Consider the following 25520-nt stretch of genomic DNA (forward strand, 5'->3'; position numbering starts at 1 on the left):
TCGTACTTTTGACCAATTAAAAACGTTAATTTTTATGGAATTAATAAAAAACTACACCAATCTTTACATCGAAGCCGGGTGCGATGAAGTGGGCAGAGGATGCTTAAGCGGACCGGTAGTTGCCGCAGCGGTAATTTTGGATGATGATTTTAAGCAAAATTTGGTTAATGATTCCAAAAAGTTAAATTTTAAAACGAGAATGAGTCTCGATGAATATATAAAGGATAATGTAAAAAATTATGCGATTGCGGAGCTATCCCCAGCATTCATTGACGAACATAATATCCTAAATGCCAGCATACATGCCATGCATCAGGCACTCGACAAATTAACAACAAGACCCGAGTTTATTTTAGTTGACGGTAATAAATTTCATCCTTATAATTTCATTCCTCATCAATGTATCATTAAGGGGGATTCAAAAATTTTATCTATTGCTGCGGCATCTATTTTAGCAAAAAATTATAGAGATAAACTGATGATTGAGCTACATGAAGAGTTCCCCGATTATGGTTGGGATACCAACTTCGGATATGCCACAAAAAAGCACCAGGAAGCCCTTATAAAGCATGGTCCGACGAAATACCACCGTCAGTCTTTCAGATTGAAATATGATTAAATAGCGCAAACAACAGATTACGACTTTCATAATGAGCAAATGCAAATTTAAATTCTATCTAAATAAAAAAGAGAAGCAATATTCGCTTCTCTTTTTTGTTATATAAGATTATTTATCTATTTCTTTTTTCGTTGGTTCTCTTGAACTTTTTGCTGTTCCTGAGCTTTTTCCATCATTTCTCTCATACGTTTCTGGAACTTACCTTCCGCTTTTGGCTTTTCTTTATTCGCCTGGATCTGTGCATGGATCTTCTTTTCATCGAGAATCACATACTTAATCACAAGGATAATTAAGATATTAATTGCGTTTGAAACGAAGTAATACCAAGAAAGACCAGATGCAGAAGTATTCAAAAAGAATAAAAATGTGATCGGGAAGATGTACATTAATACCTTCATATTTGGCATTCCTTCCTGCTGTGGCTGCTGCATATTTCCTGAAGTCATTATGGTATAGATCAAGATAACCACGGTACATGCAATCGCGAAAATACTCAAATGATCTCCCAAGAAAGGTACCTTGAATGGCAATTTAATAATATCATCATACGCTGTTAAATCTTTTGCAAACCAGAAACCCTTTCCTCTCAAATCAATAAAGTTCGGGAAGAAACGAAACAACGCATAGAAAATAGGAACCTGAACCAATGCCGGCAAACATCCCGCCATTTGATTTACTCCGGCTTTTCTGTAGATTTCCATCGTAGCCTGCTGCTTTTTCATTGGATCTGCATCCTTAAATTTAGCATTCGCTTCATCAATTTCCGGACGAATTACTCTCATCATGGCACTCAATTTATGTTGCTTGTACATAATTGGTGATAAGATTAATTTAACCAAAATCGTTAATAAGAAAATAGCCCAACCAGCAGTTAATCCCCAAGATGAAATGAAATTATAAATAGGAATAAAGAACCCTCTGTTCATCCATCCTATGAAAGACCAGCCTAATGGTAAAATTTCATCGAAGTTTTTATCGTAAGATTTTAATAAAGGTAAATCTAATGGCATAAAGTACCAGGTAAAGTCCTGATTCAATTCGCTTCCTGTCATTTGAACAAAACCTTCATAGTTCAGTTTTTTCAAATATTCACCCTCTTCTACATTCTCCTGATTTCCTTTGCTTTGAGTAAATCCGTTTTTCGCTTCAATCACTGATGCAAAAAACTGCTGCTTCACTCCAATCCAGTTCAGCGTTTCTTTTTCTTCTTCCATCGTTGTTCTTCCGTCATAATCATAATCTTTATAATTATTGAAAGCATACGAGAATTCTGAGTGAGATTGCTCCTGAGCTCTCCCTTTTTCAAGGTTTCTCACACTGTAATCCCAGATAAAATCGGCTTTGTTATCAGAAGTAACTTTAGCAAGCCCCTGAGTTCTTACTTTAAAATCAAGCGTATATTTTGGAAGTAAAGTATAAATGAATTGGATAACCGCTCCGTTGTAATTAGCCGTCATCGTTACTGCATTTCCATTAACCGTTGGAGAAAAAACAAGATCTTTGGTATTGATTATCTTTCCTGTTTTATCCTTGAACTGGAAACCGTAGTTTGAATTATTTTTTGTGATCAGATACAACGGAAGATCTGCATTATCCGTTTTATGATCATATGCTTTGTATTCTGCAAGTTCTACTTTAGAAACCTGTCCGCCCAAACTTGCAAATTCCACTTTCAATTCTTTGTTAGCAAGATTCGCAGTCTGAATAGCGTTCGGCGTTACATTTGGATTGATATTGCTTGCCTGAGACTGTTTTACAGCATTTTTTACCTGTTCGGTCTTCTGTTGCTGAGCTTTTACCTCTTCCTCTTTCGATTGCTTGTTTTGGAAATAAAACATGAAACCAAAAAGAACCACGCATAAAACCGCAAAACTAATCATTTGACTTTTATCGAGTCCGTTGTTCTGTTGCATTTTATCTTAATTAAAATTTTTACCTATTTTCTGTACATAAATATATGTACGTAATTCGAGTCGACAAAAATACTGTTTTTTTATCAAAACTCTATACTATAATACGTTACTATATAATAAACTCAGGCTGAGAATAATCAGTCTGAGTTTATATATGACGTCTGTAATCTGTAAATTACTTTATTTCTGTGTACAAGCATTAATAAAAGCTCTGAATAAAGGATGCGGTGTTGCTACCGTACTCTTATATTCCGGGTGATATTGTACCCCAACGTAGAATGGGTGATCCGGCATTTCTAATGCTTCCACCAATCCTGTTTCCGGGTTTGTACCTGTTGCCAGGAAACCGTTTTTCTCGAATTCTCCAATATATTCACTGTTGAATTCATATCTGTGACGGTGTCTTTCGGTAATATTTTTCGCTCCGTAGATTTCGTTTAATTTAGAACCGTTTTTCAATGTACATTTCCATGCACCAAGACGCATTGTACCTCCTTTATCAACAACATTTTTCTGCTCTTCCATCAAAGAAATGACAGGATGTTCCGTAGAAGTATCGAATTCCATTGAGTTTGCCTTAGTATAACCAAGAACATTTCTTGCAAATTCAACAGTCATAATCTGCATTCCCAAGCAAATACCCAACATCGGAACTTTATTCTCTCTTGCATACTGCGCGGTAAGAATTTTACCTTCAATCCCTCTGTCGCCAAAACCTGGAGCAACAAGAATTCCGCTTACGCCGGCTAAAGTTTCTTTAATATTTTCAGCAGTTAAATCTCCACTGTAAACCCATCTTACCTTAACTTCAGTTTCCAAATCTGCACCTGCATGTTTGAAAGCCTCAGCAATGGATATATACGAATCCTGAAGAGAAACATATTTTCCAACCAAAGCAATTTCGATTGATTTTTTAGGATTCTGGAATTTCTTCAGGAAAGATTTCCAGTCTTTAAGATCTGCTTCTTTATCGCTTTTCAGATCCAATTCTTTAAGAACAACATCATCAAAATTTTGTTTCTGAAGGTACATTGGAACCTCATAGATCGTTTCCAAATCTTTACATTCAATAACGTTTTCTAAAGCTACGTTACAAAACTGAGCCAATTTTGCTCTCTGATCTTTCGGGATTTTATGTTCTGTTCTGCAAACCAAAACATCAGCCATAATTCCGCTTTCCATCAACTGGCGAACAGAATGCTGAGATGGTTTTGTTTTTAATTCTCCACTTGAAGCCAAATAAGGCAACAAGGTCAAGTGAATGACCATAGAATTATTTTCCCCCAATTCCCACTTCAACTGACGAACAGTTTCAATGTAAGGTAAAGATTCAATATCTCCCACAGTTCCACCGATCTCCGTAATAATGATATCGTAGTTCTGTTTAGATAAAATTTTAATTCTACGTTTAATTTCGTTGGTAATATGAGGAATTACCTGCACTGTTTTTCCAAGGAAATCTCCTTTTCTTTCTTTTTCGATAACAGTTTGGTAAATTTTTCCTGTCGTAACGTTATTGTTTTGGGAAGTCGGAGCATCAAGATAACGCTCATAGTGTCCTAAATCCAGATCCGTCTCCGCGCCATCTTCGGTTACATAACACTCTCCGTGCTCATAAGGATTCAAAGTTCCCGGATCGATATTAATATAAGGATCTAGTTTCTGAATAGTTACGTTGAAGCCACGTGATTTTAGTAATAGTCCAAGAGAAGCTGAAACGATTCCCTTTCCCAAAGATGAAGTTACACCTCCTGTCACAAAGATGTACTTTGTATTCTTTTTACTCATTAGATTAGGTTTGTGCAAAGTTAGGGGAAAAAGAAATACAAAGCAATTTTGTTTTAAGTTTAAATCCTAATGTCTTTTCTATTGGTAGATGAATAATCAAAAAGAACTTTAGATTTGATAGATTTTTTTATCTAAATTTGATTAAATCAAAACTCAAAAGACTAATAGGCACAATGATTTCCGTATACAAACTCAAACCAAAATTCCAGCAACTCCTCACTCCTATTCTATTATTTCTTCATCGAAATAAAATTACTGCGAATCAGATTACGATAAGTTCAATCTTACTTTCTGCAATTATCGGAATATTATTTTGGAACGCAGAACATTCAAAATGGTTTTTCCTGAGCTTACCCATCGGATTATTAATAAGAATGGCACTGAATGCGTTGGACGGAATGATGGCAAGAAAATTTAACCAAATCAGCAAATTAGGCGAGGTTTTGAATGAGGTTGGCGACATCGTTTCAGATGTTATTATCTTTTTTCCATTATTAAAATTTCAACCCGAAAGTTTATATTTAATCATTATTTTCATTGTTTTAAGTATTATTAATGAATTTTCAGGATTACTTGGAAAAGTAATTGGTAAAGATCGACGTTATGATGGGCCAATGGGAAAAAGTGACCGCGCTTTACTCTTAGGTTTATATGGATTATTGATTTTTTTCGGGGTCAATATTTCAGGAATTTCCAATTATATTTTCGGCATTATTATCGCTCTTCTCATCATCAGTACATTTACCAGATTAAAGAAATCTCTGCATGAATAAAGAAGAAAACAAATTTGCCGACGTTCCGTTACGCGTAAAAACATGGATCTATATTATCCTCGTTTTTGCCCTCGGAATTTCGCATCCTTTTGCCATGAAAATCTTCGTTTCGTGGATTGCCTTTCAAAGCTTTTTTGAATTTTTGAGATTATTTAAAATCACTTCAAACCGAATTATTACGTCCGTTTTCATCGGAATTTCACAATTTTTATTATTAAATTTTTTCAGTCTTGAACATTATTTTCTGTGCAGTTTAGCGCTAAGTTTAATTGTCTTGATTTATTTTTCATTATTAAAAACTTCCTTTAAGCAAATTTTAAAAATAGGAATTGCCTTGATTGTGTGTCTTTTTGCTTTTCCACATTTATATTTCATCAGAGAAAATTTTTCCGGCATCAATTCCATTATTTTCATTGTTGTAGTCACAGAACTGAATGATGTTTTTCAATATTTAATGGGAAAATTCTTCGGAAAACATAAAATCACCCCACAAATCAGCCCAAATAAAACATTAGAAGGATTTATCGGCGGAGTTTTTTTAACAATTATTTTAAGTAATATTTTAGGTTTTTTCTTATTAAAAACTAATATTTTAGTTAATTCAACTTTAGGATTAACATTGGGAATTTCAGGATTTTTCGGAGATGTTTTTATGTCTTATTTAAAACGAAAAGCCAATATAAAAGACACGGGAAAACTTCTTCCCGGACATGGCGGATTATTAGACCGAATGGATAGTTTAATCTTTAATGCGCCAATTTTTTTCTGGACTTTATCATTTTTAATCAAATTTTAAAAAGCAACGAGAAACTTTGCTGAGTGAAACGCCTTTGCGAACGAAAAATATTCTCAATTAATAAAAAAAAAAGCCTTTGCGAACTTTGCGTTAAAATAAAAAAACAAAATGAATCAGAAATTCGAAAAAGCAATACTATTTTCAGGAGGCGGAACAAGATTAATGATCTACCTCGGAATGTTTTCTGCTCTCGAAGAACTCGGAATAAAACCTGACGTTTTGATTGCTTCATGCGGCGGAGCTTTTGCCGCAACTGTCGTCAATGCTTTTTCGAACCATCTTTCAAGAAAACAATATTTACATTCTGAAGAATATTATCAGTTTGTTTTAAAAACAACCTTAACAAAACATCGAAAATTTAATAAAATTGGACTTTTTACTTTAAAGAAAATATTAAATAAAAGTAATGCGCCCTTTATAGAAGACATTTTCAACAGATATTTGGTTGAAATGAATCAGGATTTATCCGAAGATTTTCCTTCATTAAAGAATGTGAAATTTTCTCAGGAAATCCCAACGTTAATCATTGGTTCGGAAATTCTATTTACCCCAGAAGGAGTCAATCAAAAACGAAACAACAGAAAATTATATCAAAAAACAATTTTCACCGATCCTGAAACAACAAAGAAAATTATTCCTAGTCAAATACTAATTAATTCCGATAATTTAAAAAAAAGTGCCGTTGAAAATCTACCAAAAATAGAAACCCAATTTTCAATGTTGGAAAGTACAAGAATTTCAATCTCTGATATGTTTTACGTTGAACCCGTTTTTATTCATGGAAAATATTTTGCAGGAGGAGCTATTGATCTTATCCCGATTGAATTGGCAAAACATTTGGCCAATGAAGTCATTATTGAGAAAAAACAATCTTACAATAAAACAGAAGAAGCATTTGTCCGTGCCGTTTTAGGATACAGCGGAAATAAAAGATTGCAGGAAGTTGAAAAACTTTCTCCAGATTTTCAGATTGACACCATTAATATAAAGCAAGATTTGGAAGGACATTATTTAAAAAAGAGCATCAATTGGCGAAAATTTGAAATTGACTTTTCATTACCAAAAAGTTATCCACAATTTAAAAAAGATATGGAAAAACAGTGGTATTATGGTTTTGATCAGACGATAAAAAGTTTGAGAAAATAAATTGAAGTCTTATTGACATTACATATTGATAATTTTAAACGCAAAGATTTTTATTTCAAACCTTCCATTTTAGTGGGCAAAAGCAATAAATTTACTTCGCAAAGCTTGAAAACAACGCTTCATCAAATCAAATTGTTGATTGATCTTTGCTTACTCAAGTCATTAATCCTCACAAATAAAACTTTATCTCAAAAACACTCCAGATAGATATTAAACTAACCGTGTCAAGGTTTTGAACCTTGACACGGTTGATGCCAACAATCATTTTAAAATGAAGATTTTCATTTTTTATTTTCAAATAAAATCTATTTTTACATCAAATTCAAAATCACAAAAATCTCATGAAAGTTTTTATCGCAGGCGGAACTTCGGGAATTGGCTATTCTCTTGCCCAACATTATCTTGAAAAAGGTTTTCAGGTGGGAATTTGCGGACGTGATGTAACGAAAATTTCTCAAAATAATTTTCAACATTTAAAAACTTTTGAAGCGGATGTTTGTGATATCAATGCTATTTCTTCTGCAGTGAAAAATTTTCTCTTAAACAATGAAAATTTAGATTTATTGGTCAACTGCGCCGGAAGTTATGCAGAAGATGTTGCCGGAAATATTTCTTACGAAGAAGCTGAAGAAATGTTGAGAACAAATATTTTAGGAACCGTCAATTGTTTTGAAGTTGCGCGATATTTCATGAAAGATCAAAAATCAGGAAAAATTGCTGTGATTGCTTCGGTGTCAGGGATTCTGGATTATGAAAATTCAAGTTTGTATACGAAAACAAAACGTTCTGTGATTCAGATTGCCGATGCGTACCGAAGGGCTTTAAAACCTTTTGGAATCTCTGTAACCACAATTGCTCCGGGGTATATTGACACTCAGAAATTAAGAGATCTCAATAATAATGACTTGAGCAAAAAGCCATTTCTAATGGATGTAAAATCTGCAACAGAGATCATTTCTCAAGCGATTGAAGAACGAAAAAAATTCATCATTTTCCCATCGAAGATGAAATGGATGATGAAATCACTTGCCCTATTACCTTCCTCTTTATTAAATATCATCATGTTTAAAAAAGCAAAATGGATGAAAAACGACTGAAAATATCACAGAAAATCTACGCTCTACTATTGTGTTCTGTCGTATTCATGATGGTTTACAATTATTCAGCATGGTATATTTCGAAGCTGGAAAATGTTCCATCTTTTGTTTTTAATTTTGAAAAATATATTCCTTTTATTCCATGGGCGATCATTCCTTATATGACCAGCGGATTATTTTTTGGTTTGGTATTTTTCTTTTGCAAAACCAGGGAAGAACTTACTGTTCTAACTAAAAGAATGCTTTTTGTGACGGTGATTGCAGGAATTTGCTTTCTTTTATTTCCGTTAAAATTTTCATTAAATAAACCTGAAATCAGTAGCTCTATTTTTGGAATTCCGTTTCAGTTTTTAAAAATATTTGATTCACCTTTTAATCAGGCTCCATCGCTTCATATTGCGTATGCTTTTATCTTTTGGTCAGTTTTCAGAAATTTAAAACATGGGAGAATATTTTTAATAATTTGGCTTATTCTTTTAGGAATTTCTACACTCACGACTTATCAACATCATTTGATCGATGTTTTAGCCGGAGGAATTCTTGCACACGTAAGCTTTATTATCTTCCCTTATCGTAAAAATGATTTTCTTTACCGAAATTTTCAGGTTGCGAATTATTATTTTTTATTCAGTTGGCTTTTATTAACAGTAACTTTATTATTTCATCAATTTGTAACAAAATTTGATTCTACTTTTTTGTGGATAACTTTGTGGATAAAATTGTGGATAACTTTTTCATTAACCCTTATCGGATATCAATACCAAAAGAATAATATTCACTTTTTAAAAGATAAAAACGGAAATATTTCAATTTTCAAAAAGATAACCTATGCTCCTTATCTATTAATGTATCAGGCATTTTGGAGGTTTTTAAGAAAGAATAAAAAGCCTATTGAAATTGTTCCTAACATTTATATTTCATCCAAACCAAGTACGGAAGACTTACTTTATTTTAATGTTAATAAAAATACTTTCGTATACGATTTGTCGGCTGAAATTGAAGAAATAAAATCATTAAAAGACAACACAAAATATCAATCTGTTCCGTTTTTAGATATCGGAAGTTTTGATATTGATCAAACAAGAAAACTAGTAACTGAAATCACCAATAATTATTATAATCTTCCGAAAGACGGAAAAATCCTGATTCACTGTACGATGGGCTTTAAGAGAAGTTCTGTGATTGGGATTTTGGTAATGAAAAATATCCTATCTTTATCGTTAGAAGAAGCAGTAACCCACATGAAAACCAAGAATAAAAATGCAATTATCCATTCTTATGTATTGGATTTTTTGAAAAAAATTTAACTTTATGAACAGCGGAATTTTTAAAAGTTTTGACGGCAATGAAATTTTTTATCGCGAATGGAATTTTCAGCCTCAACAAAAAAATATCATCATGATCCATCGTGGTCATGAACATTCTGAAAGATTGAATGGTATCGCACAATCGCCACAATTTTCTAAATATAATATTTTTGCATTCGACCTTCGTGGTCACGGTCATACCAAAACCAAAACGTCTTCTATTTTTATGGATTACGTTCGCGATCTGGATGCTTTTTCGAAGTTTTTACAAACGAAATATGACGTAAAAATTTCAGATATTTTTATCTTAGCCAATAGTATTGGAGGTGTTGTCGCTTCGGCTTGGGCTCATGATTTCGCACCACAAATTGCCGGAATGGCTTTATTGGCACCAGCTTTCAGGATTAATCTGATCGTTCCTCTGGCAAATGAGATGATTACTTTGGGAACTAAGCTGAAAAAAGGATTGATCATTAAAAGTTATGTGAAATCAAAAATGCTGACACACGATCCGGAACAGCAAAAAGCGTACGACACAGATCCGCTGATTACAAGATCAATTGATGCTGAATTGCTGATAGATTTGGCAAAAGCAGGAAAAAGATTGGTTCAAGATTCCGAAGCGATTGATACACCAACTGTGATTTTAGCGGCCGAAAAAGATCATGTGGTTTTTAATAAAGATCAGAAAATTTTTCATGATAAATTAGATACTGATTTAAAACATTATGAAGTTTTACCCAACTTTTTCCACGGAATTTTATTTGATACCGGAAAAGAAATGGTGTATGATAAAATTGCAGATTTTGCAGAAAAATGTTTCCATACCCCCCCAAAACAGCCTTCCCTTTCACCGGATCAATTTTCTGTGAAAGAATATCAGGATTTGCAGAATAATGTTGGAAACAACCTGAATTTCAAGTTTCAAAAGTTTTCGTTAAATAATATCGGAAAAATTAGTGACGGAATGGCGATTGGCCTGAAATACGGTTTCGATTCCGGAGCTTCGTTGGATTATGTGTATCATAATCAGCCAAGTGGAAAATTTGGTTTCGGAAAAATGATGGATAAAAATTATCTGGAAGCGATTGGATGGCGAGGAATCAGGATTAGAAAGCAACATTTAATTCAAATTTTAGAAGAAAAAATTCAACAATTAAAACAGGAAGGTAGAGCTATTAAAATTCTTGATATTGCCGGAGGAACGGGAAATTATTTATTTGATATTAAAGAAAAATATCCCGAGACTGAAATTGTTATCAACGAATTTGTACAGTCAAACATCGAAATTGGCGAAAAAGTAATCAAAGAAAAAAATTATCAAAATATTCGTTTTACTAACTTTGATTGTTTTCATCCTGCAACGTATCAGAAACTTAATTTTCAACCGAATATCACGATTGTTTCAGGGATTTTTGAACTTTTTGGAGATAACGAAATGGCAAGTAAAGCCGTTCAGGGAATTTCGTCAATTTCAGAGAAAAATTCTTTCGTAGTTTACACAGGGCAACCGTGGCATCCGCAGTTGAAAATGATTGCTTATGTTTTAAATAATCATCAAAATAAAGACTGGATCATGAGAAGACGCTCGCAAAAAGAACTTGACAGAGTGTTTGCTTTTAATCATATTCAAAAAGAAAAAATGCTAATCGATGATTTTGGAATTTTTACGGTTTCTTCTGGGAAGGTGAATGTGTAAAAATGGCCACGTATGAACGAATATTTTTCTTCTCGCAGATTTTGCAGATAACGCAGATTCTAAAAATTTAATATAAAGTATCGTCATTTGTGCATTCTTGGCTATAAAAATCGCATGTAAGGATAATTTCTTGACTATTTCATACTCAATCCCAAAAGCTTTTAAAACAACTTTTGAATCTTTTGCTGTTAAAACTTTCAAACACAAATACTAATTTTTTTTTTTCACAGATCGTATAATTAGCCTCTCGCAGATTTTGCAGATAACGCAGATTTTTAAAATTTCATGCAAACAAAAAGGTTTTCAAAAAATTGAAAACCTTCTTCCTAAACCAAATTAATATGAAAATTATTGCTTAATTAACTCAAAATATAAGTTAACGTCAACGTCTTTTGCTACACCTGCTCCCGTTGGATCATATTTGATGTTATAATCTAAACGGTTCACTTTAAATGTTGTCTGGAAACCAAGAATCTCTTTTCCCTGCTGATTTTTTGTAATTCCTCCGAATGTAACAGGAACTGTAATCTCTTTCGTTACGTCTTTGATTGTTAATTTCCCCTTCAACAGATAAGCATTAGTTCTTTTATCCTTCGCTATAGAAGTACTTTCAAATTTCATTTCGCCGTATGCTCCTGCATCAAAAAAGTCTGCACTTTTAAGGTGCTTATCTCTCATTTCAACGCCTGTATTGATTGAATTGGCGTCAGCTGTGAAATCGAAAGTTGCATTATCCAGCGTGTTTCCTTTGGTAATCACTTTTCCTGTGAAAGTATCAAATCTCCCCTGCACGAAGCTGATCCCCATGTGCTTGATGTTGAAATTTACAGAAGAGTGCATCGGATCAACAATCCAGCTGTTTTGTGCAAAACTTACTGTGCTTAATAAAGCAAAAACGAAAGTTAAAAATATCTTTTTCATTATATAAATAGTATTGTTTGAATGGTTCAAAGGTAAAACAAGCCTGAGAATCTCATCTTGATCTATGTTATTTTTTTGATTTTGTCATAATTATTTTTGAATACAACACATGATACAAATAGATAATAAAAAAAGTAATCGCAGAATTTATATAAATGAATAAACTGAAGACATTTACTTCTTTAGTTCCAAAAGGATTAAAACCTGATAACATTAAACAAATCAGATAAATAATTTCAAACAAAACTGCAATTCTTGAAATAGAATAGTAACTCTTTTTAAATATCATAACTGTTATAAAAGCAACTACAGAAACAAGACAACATTCTATAAGGATTAAAAAAAGATGCATCCCAAAGCTTCCATCATGGATATTGAGTAAGTATAAAACTAATATGCTTAATAAAAAATTAATAAAGGTCATCAACACAAAAACCTGAGCACTTTTAAGTAAAATATTTTTCATGCCTGAAAGTAAGAAAAATTCAAAAAAAATTTTGAACTTCGCGATATGGCAAAACTAAAAACAGCATATTTCTGTCAAAACTGCGGAACCCAGTATCCACAATGGATGGGGCAATGTAAAAACTGTGGCGAATGGAATACTTTGGTGGAAGAAGTCGTGGAAAAAACGTCGTCTAAAACTCCGCCTTTCTCAAAAACGAAACAAAATGTCATCAACATTATTGAAGTTGAAACCAATGAAGAACCCAGAATAAAAACTCCTTCCGAGGAACTGAACCGGGTTTTAGGCGGCGGAATTGTCTTAGGCTCCGTAACGCTGATCGGCGGCGAACCGGGAATTGGGAAATCTACCCTTTTGCTTCAGCTGGCCTTGAAAATGAAGAAAAAAATCTTCTATGTTTCAGGGGAAGAAAGTGCTTCACAAATCAAAATGAGAGCCGACCGACTGACGGATGTTCAGAATCCCAACTGTTTTCTTTTTACAGAAACCAATCTTGAAAAAATTCTTCACGAAGCGAAAAAGCTGGAACCTGATTTTGTCATTATCGATTCTATTCAGACCTTGCAGTCTCAGCTGATTGAAAGTTCTCCGGGAACGGTTTCCCAGATCAGAGAATGCTCCAACGAGATCATTAAATACGCCAAAGAAAACAGCGTTCCTGTATTTTTGGTAGGTCACATCACGAAAGACGGACAGATTGCCGGACCAAAAGTATTGGAACACATGGTAGATGTTGTTTTGAATTTTGATGGTGATAGAAACCACCTTTTCAGATTGCTGAGAGCCAATAAAAACCGTTTCGGATCGACTTCTGAGATTGGAATTTATGAGATGATCTCGCAGGGTCTAAAGGAAATCAGAAATCCTTCTGAAATTTTAATTACTAAAAAATTTGAAGAGCTTTCCGGAAACTCCGTTGCCGTAACTTTGGAAGGAAACCGACCTATGTTATTGGAAATTCAGGCATTGGTAAGTACGGCAGTTTACGGAACTCCGCAAAGAAGTTCTACCGGCTTTGATGCTAAAAGGCTGAATATGCTTTTGGCTGTTCTGGAAAAAAGAGCAGGTTTTCAGTTGGGTGCAAAAGACGTTTTCCTAAATATAACGGGAGGAATTAAAACCGATGATCCTGCACTGGACTTGGCGGTTGTAGCATCTATTCTTTCATCTAATGAAGATATTGCAATTTCTGAGCATTATTGTTTTGCAGGAGAAATTGGACTGAGTGGAGAGATCCGTCCGATTGCACAGGCTGAACAGAGAATTACCGAAGCTGAAAAATTAGGTTATGAGAAAATTTTCATTTCCAATTTAAATAAACTTCCGAAGAAAAAATTTGGAATAAAAATTGAGGAAGTCAGTAAGATTGAAGATTTTCACGACAGACTTTTTTAAACCATGAAAAACAGCATTTTAGAATATTATAATCATCTCGCAAAAACCTATGACGAAAATCGTTTCGGAAATTCTTACGGGAAATATATTGATCAGCAGGAAAGAAAATTTTTAACTTCTTTTTTTCATGATAAAAAATATTCTAAAGTGCTGGATCTGGGTTGCGGAACCGGAAGATTATTAAATTTTGCCACTCACGGAACAGATTTCAGTGAGGAAATGCTTTCCGTAGCCCAACAAAAACATCCTGAAAAAATTATAGAAAGAGGAGAAATCTCAGGAATTCCGTTTGAGGATACATTCGATTGTATTTTTTGTTTTCATGTGATCATGCATCAGAATAAGCAGGATACTATATCTTTTTTACATGAATGTTATCGTAAATTAACCCATAACGGAACTTTAATTTTTGATTATCCTACCAAAGCGAGAAGTAAAAACATTTCTCCACAGGAAGACTGGCATGCAAACAATAGTTTTACCCTTTCAGAAATTTCTGAGCTTTCAAAAGATCAGTTTACCATAAAAAATACAGCAGGAGTTTTACTATTTCCCATTCATCGGTTTCCGAAAAGTATACGAAAATATTTTTTACCGTTAGACGTATTTTTATGTAAAACGTTCCTTAAAAAGTACGTTTCTTATCACATTGTTGTTTTAGAAAAAATATGAAACAGCAACTGAAAAAATGGCTACCTCATCGTTGGAAACTGCAATTAAAACTGTTGCAGCGTTATTTTGACGAAAAGAAGAATCAATACGTTTACCCTAAAAATTATCTTTCAGAAAATATTGGTGAATACAGAATTGAGCTTCAACAAATTATTAAAAAAGGAAATTTTCATGAAAATAAAGTTCATAATCTAAAGATTGTTGGCAACAAGATCCATCACTTAGTTATTCAGCCGAATGAAGTTTTTTCTTTCTGGAAACTGATCGGCAAACCAAGTGAAAAAAATCATTTTAAAGAAGGAAGAAATTTAATTAATAATCATATTTCAAGTGATTTCGGAGGCGGAATTTGTCAGTTTTCCTCCATTTTATATTTTCTGGCGTTGCAATCTGGTTTGAAAATCATTGAACGGTTTCCGCATTCTGTTGATATTTACAAAGAAAATGAACGCTTTACGCCTTTGGGTTCTGATTGTACAGTGGTTTACGGTTATAAAGATCTTCAGATTCAGAATTTGTTTTCTTTTCCGATTCAGTTGAAATGTGTTGTCAGTGATGATGAACTTCAGCTTCGTTTAATTTCTCAGAACAAAATTGAGAAGAATTTGATTCATTTTAATTATTCTGAAATTGAAAAAGGAGTTTGGGTTGAGACTTTTTGTAATGATAAAATTTTGTTCAAGAATTTTTATTTGAGATTTTAAATCTTGTTTTTTCTGTTTTTTAATACTATGCTTAGATTCCTTCGGGATGAAAAACTTGATGTATAGATAGTAGGTATTTTTTCTACTTCTCGATACGATTTTTTTCAAAAACCTACTCGAACTGACGGAATGTGTTTACTATAACGGGTTTTCAAAATTGAGATCGATTGATTTAAATTCAATTAAAAAAATCACTAAAGTTTGAAATAAATTATTTACATTTATTATACCAAATCATTAAACTTTAGTACACATGAAAACAAAATTTATTATCCTTGTGATTTGCTGCTTTAATGTATTGTCAGCTCAAATCAATGTATTTCAAAATTCAGTAAACGAAGCAGGTTTAAATTCTAATCAAAAGATTACCAAAGAATTGGCTTCAAATTATCTTTCAACGAAATATTACATTCAACCCGCTTTCAAATTAGATTCAGATTTGAAAATCAATCTTCCTAACAAGAAGCAGATCACGGCAAAATTTGAAAAATTGTTCACCTACGGAAACAAAAGTGAATCGTATGTTTACTCCATTGAAAACGAACCTGAATCGGAATTAGTTTTATCAAAATATGATCATATTGTAACCGGAATGTATGCTCCAGTTTCCGGAGAAAAAGTAATGTTTCACCAGACGAATGGAGACGTATTTGCTTTGTCGCTGGTAAGTGATCAGAAAATTTTAGATCAAGATTCCAGAGACGATTCTGTTTTAGATTCTACCCTTCCTGAATATGCTGGTAAAGCAAATACCAATGTTTGTCTTAGCACAACTCCGGTTTGCTCTGCTTCAAGAGTAGATGTGATGGTGGTGTATACTTCGGCGGCGAGAACGGCTTGGGGCGGCGTTTCGCAAAGTAACTCCTTTATTGCGACTGCAATTACCAATTTCAATACTTCTCTTATTAATTCCGGAGTGTCGAATGTGAATATTAATCTGGTTTATTCAGGTGAAATTGCCTATACCGAACCAGGAAACATCAGTACAGATTTAACGAGATTAAGAACGAATAACGACGGATATATGGACAATGTTCATACCTTAAGAACCACTTACGGTGCCGATCTTGTGGCTTTGGTGACAGGAACACCGACGAACACCTGCGGTTTGGGTTACGTGAATACAAGCCCGACCAATTATAGCGGTAGCAGCGGATTTTGTGTAAGCCTTTATAATTGCGCCGTTTCCAACTATTCTTTGGCTCATGAATTGGGTCACAATATGGGATTACAACATGACTGGTACGTGAATACAAGCACTTCGCCTTGTAGCCATCATCACGGATATGTAAACAGAACAGCGATTAATCTGGGAACTTCAAGCACGTCTTCTCAACGTTGGAGAACGATTATGGCGTATAATGATGAATGTTCTTCCAAAGGGATCAGCTGTACAAGGGTTAACCGTTGGGCCAATCCTGCGGTGAATTATAATTCTGAACCTACAGGAATTGCCATTGGAAACACCAATCCGTCTAACGAAGCCTATGGTTTTGCCCGTTTTGCGTGTGTAGTTTCGAACTTTATGCCGGCGGTGGCTGCGGACGCTTTAGTCTTATCTACAAATGAACTTGCTAAAAATTCAAAAGGATTTACGATCTATCCGAATCCGGCTAAAGAAATCATCAATATTTCGACTGCAGACGATAAAAAATATATGTTTACGATAGTTAATTCAGCGGGGCAGAACGTCATTACTACTTCTGAAACGAGTATTAACATCAGAAATCTGAATTCAGGAGGTTATTTCCTGAACATTTATGATGAAAAAGGAAATCTGATAGAAAATAAAAAATTCATTGTTAAATAATTTTCATAACATTTTACTCATTAAATCCCCTGAATATACCTTAATTTGTTCAGGGGATTTTTCAATTTTAAGCCTTATCTTGTGGTATGAATTATTTAGCACATTCTTTTCTGACTTTCACAGACGGACAAATTGTTGGTCAGTTCCTGGAAGATTTTATAAAAAACAGAGATCGCTTTTCTTTTCCGAAAGATATTCAGGATGGTATTACACTACATCGTGCGATTGATACATTTACCGATTCTCATCCCGCCATTCATGAAGCGAAAAAAGTTTTTTCACCGCTGGTAAGATTGTATGCCGGGGCTTTTGTGGATGTTTCGATGGATTATTTTGTGGCAAATGATCTTAGTTTACATTCGTTGGCGGAATGGAAAGCCCATTCTTTAAAAGTATATCGAGTCTTGAATGAACATCAGCAATATCTTCCAGAAAATTTTAAAAATATGCTGATAAGAATGGAAGGTGATGACTGGCTGTATAATTATCGTAATGACCGCGGCATAAAATTCAGCATGCAGAATGTGTTGAATAAGGCTAAATATTTAGAAAAAGATATTCCGGTTTTTGAGGCATTTTTAAACAATAAAGATATTTTACAACAATGCTATGATGATTTCTTTCCTGATCTGCTGGATCATGCAAAAGGGGTAAATGCATTGCTTCAAATGGAAAATTAATTCCACAAAAAAAGCATCCACCGTGGTGAATGCTTTGGGAATATAGGAAATTTGTGTTATTAGAATTTTTGCCTGAATAGAGTAGATTAATTATTTTTTAGCTTCTACTTTCTCCAGTCTTGCTTTTAATTCATCGATTTGAGTTTGCTGCTCTTTGATTAATTCCTGCTGCTGTTGTACAGCTTTTGTAAGAACTACCGTCATTTCCGCATAGTTTACTCCAAGGGTTTTCATTTCGTCATTGGCTGTAGTTACCAATTCCGGCATAGCAGCCTGAATTTCCTGGGCTACAAATCCCACTTTTTTATCTTTGCTTAAACGCTCGTCTTTGTATTTATAATTAATAGTTCTTAATTTTAATAATTCATTCAAACCATAGCCGTTATCCACGATATCTTTTTTAATTCTGATATCCGAAGGCGTTACCGTTCCTGATGCTAAGATATTTCCGATCACGTGAAGTTTTTCTGTTGGAGCTGTAGTTCCTATCCCAACTCTTCCTGAATTGTTATCTGTCATATACATCAATTCATTAAGGGTAGTTCCTACGCTAAAAGAAAGGTATTTTCCTGTACCTGCTGTACCGGTACTTGTATCTCCAAAATTAATTCTGGCAACCGACCCTCCTCCAATTGAAGAAGAAGATCTTACGTTTATCCCAAAATTATCATTTCTGTTACCATAACCTAAACCATCCTGACCTATGTTAATATCAATGGCATTTTTGGTTACTCCTGTAGTTACCGCAGCGTTAAAGTAACTTGCCCCTTCTACATGTAGCTTTCTAGTAGGCGCTGTAGAGCCAATTCCAAAGTTACCAGTAGTGGCTAGGGTCATATGTTCAACCCCCTGCGTTCCAAAGGCTAATCTTCCGTTAGAACGATTATCAAGATAAGCTTTAACACCTGCCCCGAAGATCGCGGAACCATTATCTACCCCCAGATATACCGAACCTGTACCTGTTCCAACACTAACATCCATTCTGCTACTTGCTCCTGTATTTGTATTGGTAAAAGCTGAACGTTGAAAGCCATTATTATTTGTCTGTACAGAAAAGGTTCCCGTAGTTGAACTAAAAGTAAGATTATTGGCTCCTAAAGTTGCTATTCTGTTCCCGGTAAGAGAGCCGTCTGAATTATAAATATTCACATTTGTTCCTGTTCCCACCGTTTGCCACGTTGCTACACCACTGGCATCTGAAGTTAAAACTTTACCGGCTGCCTGATTACCATCTACTACTTTAAGTGCAGCAACAGGAGCTGCAGAGGTTCCACCTGAGTTTACATCGAGCTTAACTGATGGATTGGTAGTACCAATACCTACATTTCCAAGAGGATCTATACGCATTTTTTCTCCGTTAGAAGTGTTAAAAACTAAATCAGTAAGAGTTGTTGCACCATCACCACGATATGCTGATACAATAGAGGAATACGCACTTGAACCGCTTTGTATCTTACTTCCAAAATATAAGCTACCCGCAATATCACCTGCTAAAAGGTTAGTAGGAGCAGCTTCTGTACCTCTCGCGGACAATAAAAATATTGCAGGATTAGTGGAGGTTCCAAAGCCTCTGAAATAATAATCATTTCCTTGGGTATTTCCAATATTATCCGAAACAACATCAAATCTCCCTATCGGAGCACCTGTACCAACACCTACTCTAGAATTTGCCCCATCCACGGAAAGAATACTTGAAGTTCCTGCAGCGTTATTAACAGAAAAAGCATTAACAGCCCCTCCCCTAAAGGCTAAGGTATTTGCTGCTTGGGTTACTATTCTATTTCCTGTAAGATTACCATCACTATTATAAATATTTACATCATCGTGAGAAACAGCCTTCCATTGTGTACCATCAAACTGATGATATCCAGGAGTGTTGATCAGGGAAACCTGCGATATACTGGGCGTAGTACCTGACGGGGCTGCCACATCTGTAATGTATACCAGTGTACCCATCTGTGCAGTTCCATACGTACCTGCTACCTTCGCCGCCAACTGCTGCTTTGAAAGTCTGGGAGGCATAAGCCCATCTTTTACTGTGGTAGAATTACCATTACCTACAATATCCAAAGTTGCTTGCGGATTGGGAGTATTAATCCCTACTTGAGCGCTTAATCCGGCAGAAACCAGAAAAAAAGCTGCTAGAGAATAAACGTTTTTAAATTTCATATTAAAAAATATTTATAAGTTATTATTTAAATTTTCCATAAAAGCTTATTGGGTGTAAACCCGAGAAACTTAAAGTTTTGAGCAGGAGTTAACTTAAATAGAAAAATGAAAACGAAAAAGATTATGATATCGCCAAAGTAAATTTTGTTATAGGCAGCGGTAATACGCTAAAGTAAAAATATTTCATGTCAAGTTTAGTTTCAAGTTTAATTCCTATTCATATGTTAAAATAATTAATCTTTAATTGTTAATTGTTAATTATTAAAATACATTCATAATCTGGAATCAAAATAGAGGATTTACTTCAATATTTTGTTCCATGGCTCTTAGTGTTAAAACAAATATAGAAATTATAATATTATAAAACAAATAATATTAACAAAGGTTCATTATTTATTTAATTCATTACAAATCATTTAATTCAATAAAATATTTTCAATAGAAATCAATATTGAGAATAAAAATTATTCACCAGCATTTGTATTACTTTTAATTCCCATTTTACTATTTAAATAAAAAAACACCCGCCGAAGCAGGTGCTTTACTATTTGTGTTATTAGAATTTTTTTGCCTAAAATTAATTTGGGAACTATTTGATGTAAACAAAATAACTACTTAGATAAGTTATCAACTTTTGATTTCAGATCATTAATTTGTTGTTGCTGATCTTTAATCATTTCCTGTTGATCTTTAATCATTTTTTGTTGCTCCTGAACTGCTTTAGTTAAAACTACTGTCATCTCTGCGTAATTTACTCCAAGCGTTTTCATTTCATCATTAGCTACAGAAACTAGTTCTGGCATTTCTGCTTTGATTTCCTGTGCTACAAAACCTACTTTTTTATCTTTGCTTAAACGTTCGTCTTTGTATTTATAGTTGATTGTTCTCAGTTTCATAATCTCATTCAAACCATATGAATTATCTATAATATCTTTTTTAATTCTGATATCCGAAGGCGTTACCGTTCCTGATGCTAAGATATTTCCGATTACATGAAGTCTTTCTGTAGGAGCATTAGTACCAATACCTACATTTCCTGTAGTTGCTATCGTCATACTTTCATTACCTTGTGTTCCAAATGCTAATCTTCCGTTAGAACGATTATCAAGATAGGCTTTAACACCTGCCCCGAAGATCGCGGAACCATTATCTACCCCCAGATATACCGAACCTGTACCTGTTCCAACACTAACATCCATTCTGCTACTTGCTCCTGTATTTGTATTGGTAAAAGCTGAACGTTGAAAGCCATTATTATTTGTCTGTACAGAAAAGGTTCCCGTAGTTGAACTAAAAGTAAGATTATTGGCTCCTAAAGTTGCTAATCTGTTCCCGGTAAGAGAGCCGTCTGAATTATAAATATTGACAGAGTTTCCGGCTACACTTTTCCAAACGGTTCCGTTGAAGAAGTAATATCCGATGTTGGCAATTTCGGCAGTTTGCGCTAAACTAGGTGTGGTACCTGTAGGTGTGGTTGCATCTGAAACATAAACCATAGTACCCGTTTGTGCAGCAACATAAGTACCTGCTGCTTTAGAAGCCAATTGCTGTCTGGTAAGCCTTGGCGACGTTACCCCATCTTTGGTTGTAGTAGAAGCACCGTTACCTACAATATCCAAAGTTGCTTGCGGATTGGGAGTATTAATCCCTACTTGAGCGCTTAATCCGGCAGAAACCAGAAAAAAAGCTGCTAGAGAATAAACGTTTTTAAATTTCATATTAAAAAATATTTATAAGTTATTATTTAAATTTTCCATAAAAGCTTATTGGGTGTAAACCCGAGAAACTTAAAGTTTTGAGCAGGAGTTAACTTAAATAGAAAAATGAAAACGAAAAAGATTATGATATCGCCAAAGTAAATTTTGTTATAGGCAGCGGTAATACGCTAAAGTAAAAATATTTCATATCAAGTTTGTTTTCAAGTTAAATTCCTTTCAATACCATAAAATAATCAACAATATTCATTAATTATTAAAATACATTCATAGTCTGGAAGCAAAATATAGTAATATTTCAATTAAATAGAGGAAGTACTATATTAATGGTTCTTAGTGTTCGAACAAATATAGAAATTATAATATTATAAAACAAATAATATTAATAAAGCTTAATCCTTTTATTTAATCATTTAATAATCAAATAACTCGTAAAAATATTTAAAAATAAAACGAATTATTTTGATCACTAAAAAGTGTATTATTTCAATCATAAAAACAATATCTATGAAAAGTATTTAGATATTTAAAATTTTATTATTTTATCAATATTAATCTGAAAATAATAATTGCTATTGATAAAAAAGCACCTACCGTAGTAAGTACTTTACATTTATATTGTATTTGTGTTATTAGAATTTTTTTTGCCTCAACATTTCAAAACGGTAAAGGGAACTTTTTACCTGTGTTTATTTTTTTTTATAGTGTATTATATTAACTTCCAAGTTTAAAAATCAAAACCTGTGTTGCATAATCAAACAGTTCCATTCCTGCACCAGAACAATTTCCAGATTGCCCACGACCTAAGTTAATCGTCCATGAATTACTGGATGTTCCATCAAATAATGCAGCAAAAGTAATGGTACCTCCATGGTTAGAAAGCCCTCCCTGGTTGTGAGCCGCGGTACTATGAATACGTCTAGCATGAACTCCCGGAAAATCCATAAAGTAAGAACTTAAGTTACATCCTGTAGCATTATGAGTTCCTTCATACATAAAAGTGATCTGGTAAGCACCATTCGGGAAGGTTACCACACTTGTTGCCGGATTGTAAGTTAATCCTGGAATATTATTTCTTCCGACTTCCAAGGGTAGCCTTTGGGATGCCCCAATTCCTGCTGATGATAAAAAGTTGGTTTGAGCATTTCTTAATACTAATATAGCAGGAGCAGGAATCGCTAAACTTTCTAAATTCCCTAATGATTTTACAACTCCGGTAGCATCGGTTGCTAAAATGGCATCGGTATTAGCGGCTGTAGTAAGCCCTTGCAAACGAATAGGGTTTGTTGCATTCACATGAAGCCTGGTTTGTAGGGGCAGTAATACCTATTCCCATATTTCCTGCAGATGTCATCGTAGCTACTGTTGCCAATGTTTGACCATCCCCATAGGTACCCGTAGCATTGGCCCCTACATTAAACTGCAGACCTGTTTCAGCCCCAGATGCATTGATAGACGGTGCACTTCCCGTTAAATTAAACCAAAGATTATCCCAGCTACCTCCTCCTGTCGCCATCTTCATCCCAAAAGTAGTTCCCACTGCGTCTAACTTGGCTAAAGGTGTCGTAGTACCAATTCCTACTCTATCATTAGCAGCATCTACAGACAATGTTGCCCCGTCAACAGAAAAAGCATTCACTGCAGATCCCGTAAAAGCCAATGTATTGGCAGCCTGTGTTACCACTCTCGGTCCTGTAAGAGATCCGTCTGCATTATAAATATTGACAGAGTTTCCGGCTACACTTTTCCAAACGGTTCCGTTGAAGAAGTAATATCCGATGTTGGCAATTTCGGCAGTTTGCGCTAAACTAGGTGTGGTACCTGTAGGTGTGGTTGCATCTGAAACATAAACCATAGTACCCGTTTGTGCAGCAACATAAGTACCTGCTGCTTTAGAAGCCAATTGCTGTCTGGTAAGCCTTGGCGGCGTTACCCCATCTTTGGTTGTAGTAGAAGCACCGTTACCTACAACATCTAATGTTGCCTGCGGATTGGGCGTACTGATGCCTACCTGAGCGTATAAGCTAAAACTTGTACCAATCAGAAAGGCTAGAGAATAAACGTTTTTCAGTTTCATATTAATTTCTTTATTAAGTTGTGGAATATGGGTCAGGGAAATTAGCGCATAGCTATAACAGTCTTCCTTTGGCAGAGCAAAGCAGAACTTATGATAATTCAAATGATAAAACTAAATGTGAAAAGGGTAAATTACCCGGCAGCTTTAAAAGCTTTTATAAAAGGATTGTGATTCAATATTTTCATGACAAGGTTATTTTAAGTTTAAATATATCTTATCGAAAATCTAAAATAGATCAACTTCCAATTATCAACAGCATTTTAATTCGTGATTTTGAAAAGATGACAATTAATTTTATTAAACCTAAAATTTTAAATAAAATTAACTGCTTTTGATTAAAGCAAATATAACAAAAATTACATATAAAACAAATTTTCCCAATAAATATTAATTATTGTTAATAAATTTCTATAAATCACATGATTTAGAAATCAAAATCATTGTAAAAGATGAATAACAAACAGAAAATTGAAATTAATTAAATATCAAAAAACAGAAGCTAAATTGAATAATGCACATCAAGTCTGGTTATTTCTCCAAAAAGTAAAACATCTATATCCGAATTTAACACTTCAGGTCATAAAATAAAACAAGGCAGGAACAAAAAATGCCCTCACCTACACAAAAAAAATCCCGTATATTTTTTTCATAATGAGATAGGTAACACTTAAAAAAGCAGAGATTGAGGTATTAGAGCATCTTCATCAAAATAGTCCTAATAATACGGTCAGAAAACGCAGTCACTACCTGGTTTTATCGAATCAACGGTATAAGATTAAAGAGCTTCCTTCTATTTTTAAGGTCAGTCCCGAACGATTGAACGTTGGTTTGACAGTTGGTCTAAAACAGGGGTTGATTCCCTTGCTATATCAGAAGGAAGAGGAGCAAAAACAATTTTGAAAGACTATTCTAAAGCGGTTTCAGAGCAATTAGAACTTCACAGTAAATATTTAAAAAATGTATTGATTTACTTTGAGCAACAACACAATATTATCATCTGCAAAAAAACATTGCAGAATTTTTTTAAAGTTACCGGGTTATAAATGGAGTTTTGAGGCTTATGATTCATTCCAAAACCTCAAAGAAAAATGACATCATGTATCGACTGATTTTGGAACAAAATACGACATTAAATTCTGATCATCACTTAACTGTTCAGGATCCTGATCTTCCATCATAAAGAACGAGGCCAGATCCCATTAAGATATCGCGGCAGAGCAAAACTCAGATAAGGAATCCGCGAAAACTAATTTCTGTGCAGTACGATGGGATACTGTGAAATCAACTTTTCAGTATTAGGGAAAAAGCTGATAAACATATCGTTGGGGATACGTCAGCTTTTCGCTTTTCCTTTTCCCATCAACGATAATATGGATTATATTGATCTGATCATCGAAAAGATTGTATAAAAAACTCGCAGCGACTTCTACTTTCTTAGGAGCTTTACTCGTTTCGGTTTCCAGATAAACATTGACCGATTCGCTGTCTTCTTCGTAACCGATATAATTAACTTTTAAAAATTGATTGTCTGATTTTACTTTAAGATATTCTTCAGCATAATTTTTCAGAGCCTCATTTAACTGATTTTTATATTTCGGATCATTAAAATGAAAAGGTTTTCCGTATTTCTTTGCTAATCCGTTTTCAAGATCATCAAGAAAAAAACGGCCGGTAATTTCAAAAGATTTTGATTTATAATTATAATTAATCTCCACGGACCCCACATGATAAGGGTGAAAATCTTTCATTGTAAAAGAGCTTTGAACTCCTAGA

General features: G+C 34.1%; 21 protein-coding genes. 13 read left to right on the forward strand and 8 right to left on the reverse strand.

The genetic code is table 11. The annotated features are described in order from the left end of the window. Positions 1–34: 34 nt before the first annotated feature. The gene (locus tag VUJ46_RS11580) at positions 35–619 is read left to right on the forward strand and encodes a ribonuclease HII (RefSeq protein ID WP_326980949.1); all 585 of its coding nucleotides are present in this window, start codon (positions 35–37) and stop codon (positions 617–619) included. A gap of 116 nt (positions 620–735) precedes the next feature. On the opposite strand, the gene yidC is transcribed toward VUJ46_RS11580, so the two are convergent. Then, complete coding sequence (gene yidC, locus VUJ46_RS11585) at positions 736–2532, reverse strand: membrane protein insertase YidC (RefSeq protein ID WP_326980950.1); 1797 nt, start codon at positions 2530–2532, stop codon at positions 736–738. A gap of 180 nt (positions 2533–2712) precedes the next feature. Beyond that, on the reverse strand, positions 2713–4320 hold the full coding sequence (locus tag VUJ46_RS11590) for a CTP synthase (protein ID WP_326980951.1): 1608 nt from the start codon (positions 4318–4320) through the stop codon (positions 2713–2715). A 173-nt stretch (positions 4321–4493) separates the two neighbouring features. On the opposite strand from VUJ46_RS11590, the gene VUJ46_RS11595 reads away from it, so the two are divergent. From VUJ46_RS11595 to VUJ46_RS11620, 6 genes are all read left to right on the forward strand, one after another. Then, a complete protein-coding gene (locus VUJ46_RS11595) occupies positions 4494–5093 on the forward strand; it encodes a CDP-alcohol phosphatidyltransferase family protein (RefSeq protein WP_326980952.1) in 600 nt (199 codons plus the stop codon). Beyond that, positions 5086–5889 carry a phosphatidate cytidylyltransferase gene (locus VUJ46_RS11600; RefSeq protein WP_326980953.1) on the forward strand — a complete coding sequence of 268 codons (804 nt, stop codon included), beginning with the start codon at positions 5086–5088 and terminating at the stop codon, positions 5887–5889. Before VUJ46_RS11595 ends, VUJ46_RS11600 begins: the two co-directional genes overlap by 8 nt. Before the next feature lie 108 nt (positions 5890–5997). Then, positions 5998–7035: a patatin-like phospholipase family protein gene (locus VUJ46_RS11605; RefSeq protein WP_326980954.1), complete on the forward strand. Its 1038-nt coding sequence runs from the start codon at positions 5998–6000 to the stop codon at positions 7033–7035. Positions 7036–7376: 341 nt separating this feature from the next. Further along, positions 7377–8132 (forward strand): SDR family NAD(P)-dependent oxidoreductase, encoded by a 756-nt coding sequence (locus VUJ46_RS11610; protein ID WP_326980955.1) that lies wholly within the window; start codon positions 7377–7379, stop codon positions 8130–8132. Further along, positions 8114–9439, forward strand: coding sequence for a phosphatase PAP2 family protein (locus tag VUJ46_RS11615; RefSeq protein WP_326980956.1), 1326 nt, complete (start codon positions 8114–8116; stop codon positions 9437–9439). The genes VUJ46_RS11610 and VUJ46_RS11615 overlap by 19 nt, the downstream gene beginning before the upstream one ends. 4 nt (positions 9440–9443) lie before the next feature. Further along, complete coding sequence (locus tag VUJ46_RS11620; protein WP_326980957.1) at positions 9444–11138, forward strand: bifunctional alpha/beta hydrolase/class I SAM-dependent methyltransferase; 1695 nt, start codon at positions 9444–9446, stop codon at positions 11136–11138. Positions 11139–11486: 348 nt separating this feature from the next. Here the strand turns inward: VUJ46_RS11620 and VUJ46_RS11625 are convergent, their stop codons facing one another. Beyond that, positions 11487–12059 carry a YceI family protein gene (locus tag VUJ46_RS11625; protein WP_326980958.1) on the reverse strand — a complete coding sequence of 191 codons (573 nt, stop codon included), beginning with the start codon at positions 12057–12059 and terminating at the stop codon, positions 11487–11489. Positions 12060–12570: 511 nt separating this feature from the next. Here VUJ46_RS11625 and radA point away from each other — a divergent pair. The 5 genes from radA to VUJ46_RS11650 all read left to right on the forward strand — a co-directional run bounded on the left by radA (position 12571) and on the right by VUJ46_RS11650 (position 17786). Further along, positions 12571–13920: a DNA repair protein RadA gene (gene radA / locus VUJ46_RS11630; RefSeq protein ID WP_326980959.1), complete on the forward strand. Its 1350-nt coding sequence runs from the start codon at positions 12571–12573 to the stop codon at positions 13918–13920. A gap of 3 nt (positions 13921–13923) precedes the next feature. Beyond that, positions 13924–14592 carry a class I SAM-dependent methyltransferase gene (locus VUJ46_RS11635; RefSeq protein ID WP_326980960.1) on the forward strand — a complete coding sequence of 223 codons (669 nt, stop codon included), beginning with the start codon at positions 13924–13926 and terminating at the stop codon, positions 14590–14592. Then, entirely contained in the window at positions 14589–15296 is a 708-nt protein-coding gene (locus VUJ46_RS11640) for a VanW family protein (RefSeq protein ID WP_326980961.1), read from the forward strand. The genes VUJ46_RS11635 and VUJ46_RS11640 overlap by 4 nt, the downstream gene beginning before the upstream one ends. A 253-nt stretch (positions 15297–15549) precedes the next feature. Further along, the gene (locus VUJ46_RS11645; protein WP_326980962.1) at positions 15550–17106 is read left to right on the forward strand and encodes a zinc-dependent metalloprotease; all 1557 of its coding nucleotides are present in this window, start codon (positions 15550–15552) and stop codon (positions 17104–17106) included. Positions 17107–17192: 86 nt separating this feature from the next. Then, complete coding sequence (locus tag VUJ46_RS11650) at positions 17193–17786, forward strand: acyl carrier protein phosphodiesterase (protein ID WP_326980963.1); 594 nt, start codon at positions 17193–17195, stop codon at positions 17784–17786. Between the two features lie 90 nt (positions 17787–17876). Here VUJ46_RS11650 and VUJ46_RS11655 read toward each other — a convergent pair whose 3' ends face one another. The 4 genes from VUJ46_RS11655 to VUJ46_RS11670 form a co-directional block, all read right to left on the reverse strand. After that, positions 17877–19955, reverse strand: coding sequence for a tail fiber domain-containing protein (locus VUJ46_RS11655; protein ID WP_326980964.1), 2079 nt, complete (start codon positions 19953–19955; stop codon positions 17877–17879). A 611-nt stretch (positions 19956–20566) separates the two neighbouring features. Beyond that, positions 20567–21673 (reverse strand): tail fiber domain-containing protein, encoded by a 1107-nt coding sequence (locus tag VUJ46_RS11660; RefSeq protein ID WP_326980965.1) that lies wholly within the window; start codon positions 21671–21673, stop codon positions 20567–20569. Positions 21674–22384: 711 nt separating this feature from the next. Continuing rightward, positions 22385–22966: a hypothetical protein gene (locus VUJ46_RS11665; RefSeq protein ID WP_326980966.1), complete on the reverse strand. Its 582-nt coding sequence runs from the start codon at positions 22964–22966 to the stop codon at positions 22385–22387. Beyond that, complete coding sequence (locus tag VUJ46_RS11670) at positions 22917–23747, reverse strand: hypothetical protein (RefSeq protein WP_326980967.1); 831 nt, start codon at positions 23745–23747, stop codon at positions 22917–22919. Before VUJ46_RS11670 ends, VUJ46_RS11665 begins: the two co-directional genes overlap by 50 nt. A gap of 20 nt (positions 23748–23767) precedes the next feature. Between VUJ46_RS11670 and VUJ46_RS11675 the strand changes: the two genes are divergently transcribed. Continuing rightward, the gene (locus VUJ46_RS11675; protein WP_326980968.1) at positions 23768–24082 is read left to right on the forward strand and encodes a hypothetical protein; all 315 of its coding nucleotides are present in this window, start codon (positions 23768–23770) and stop codon (positions 24080–24082) included. Between the two features lie 960 nt (positions 24083–25042). On the opposite strand, the gene VUJ46_RS11680 is transcribed toward VUJ46_RS11675, so the two are convergent. Beyond that, positions 25043–25495: a DUF6702 family protein gene (locus tag VUJ46_RS11680; RefSeq protein WP_326980969.1), complete on the reverse strand. Its 453-nt coding sequence runs from the start codon at positions 25493–25495 to the stop codon at positions 25043–25045. Positions 25496–25520 lie beyond the last annotated feature (25 nt).

This window comes from Chryseobacterium sp. MYb264, assembly GCF_035974275.1.
Lineage (GTDB): Bacteria > Bacteroidota > Bacteroidia > Flavobacteriales > Weeksellaceae > Chryseobacterium.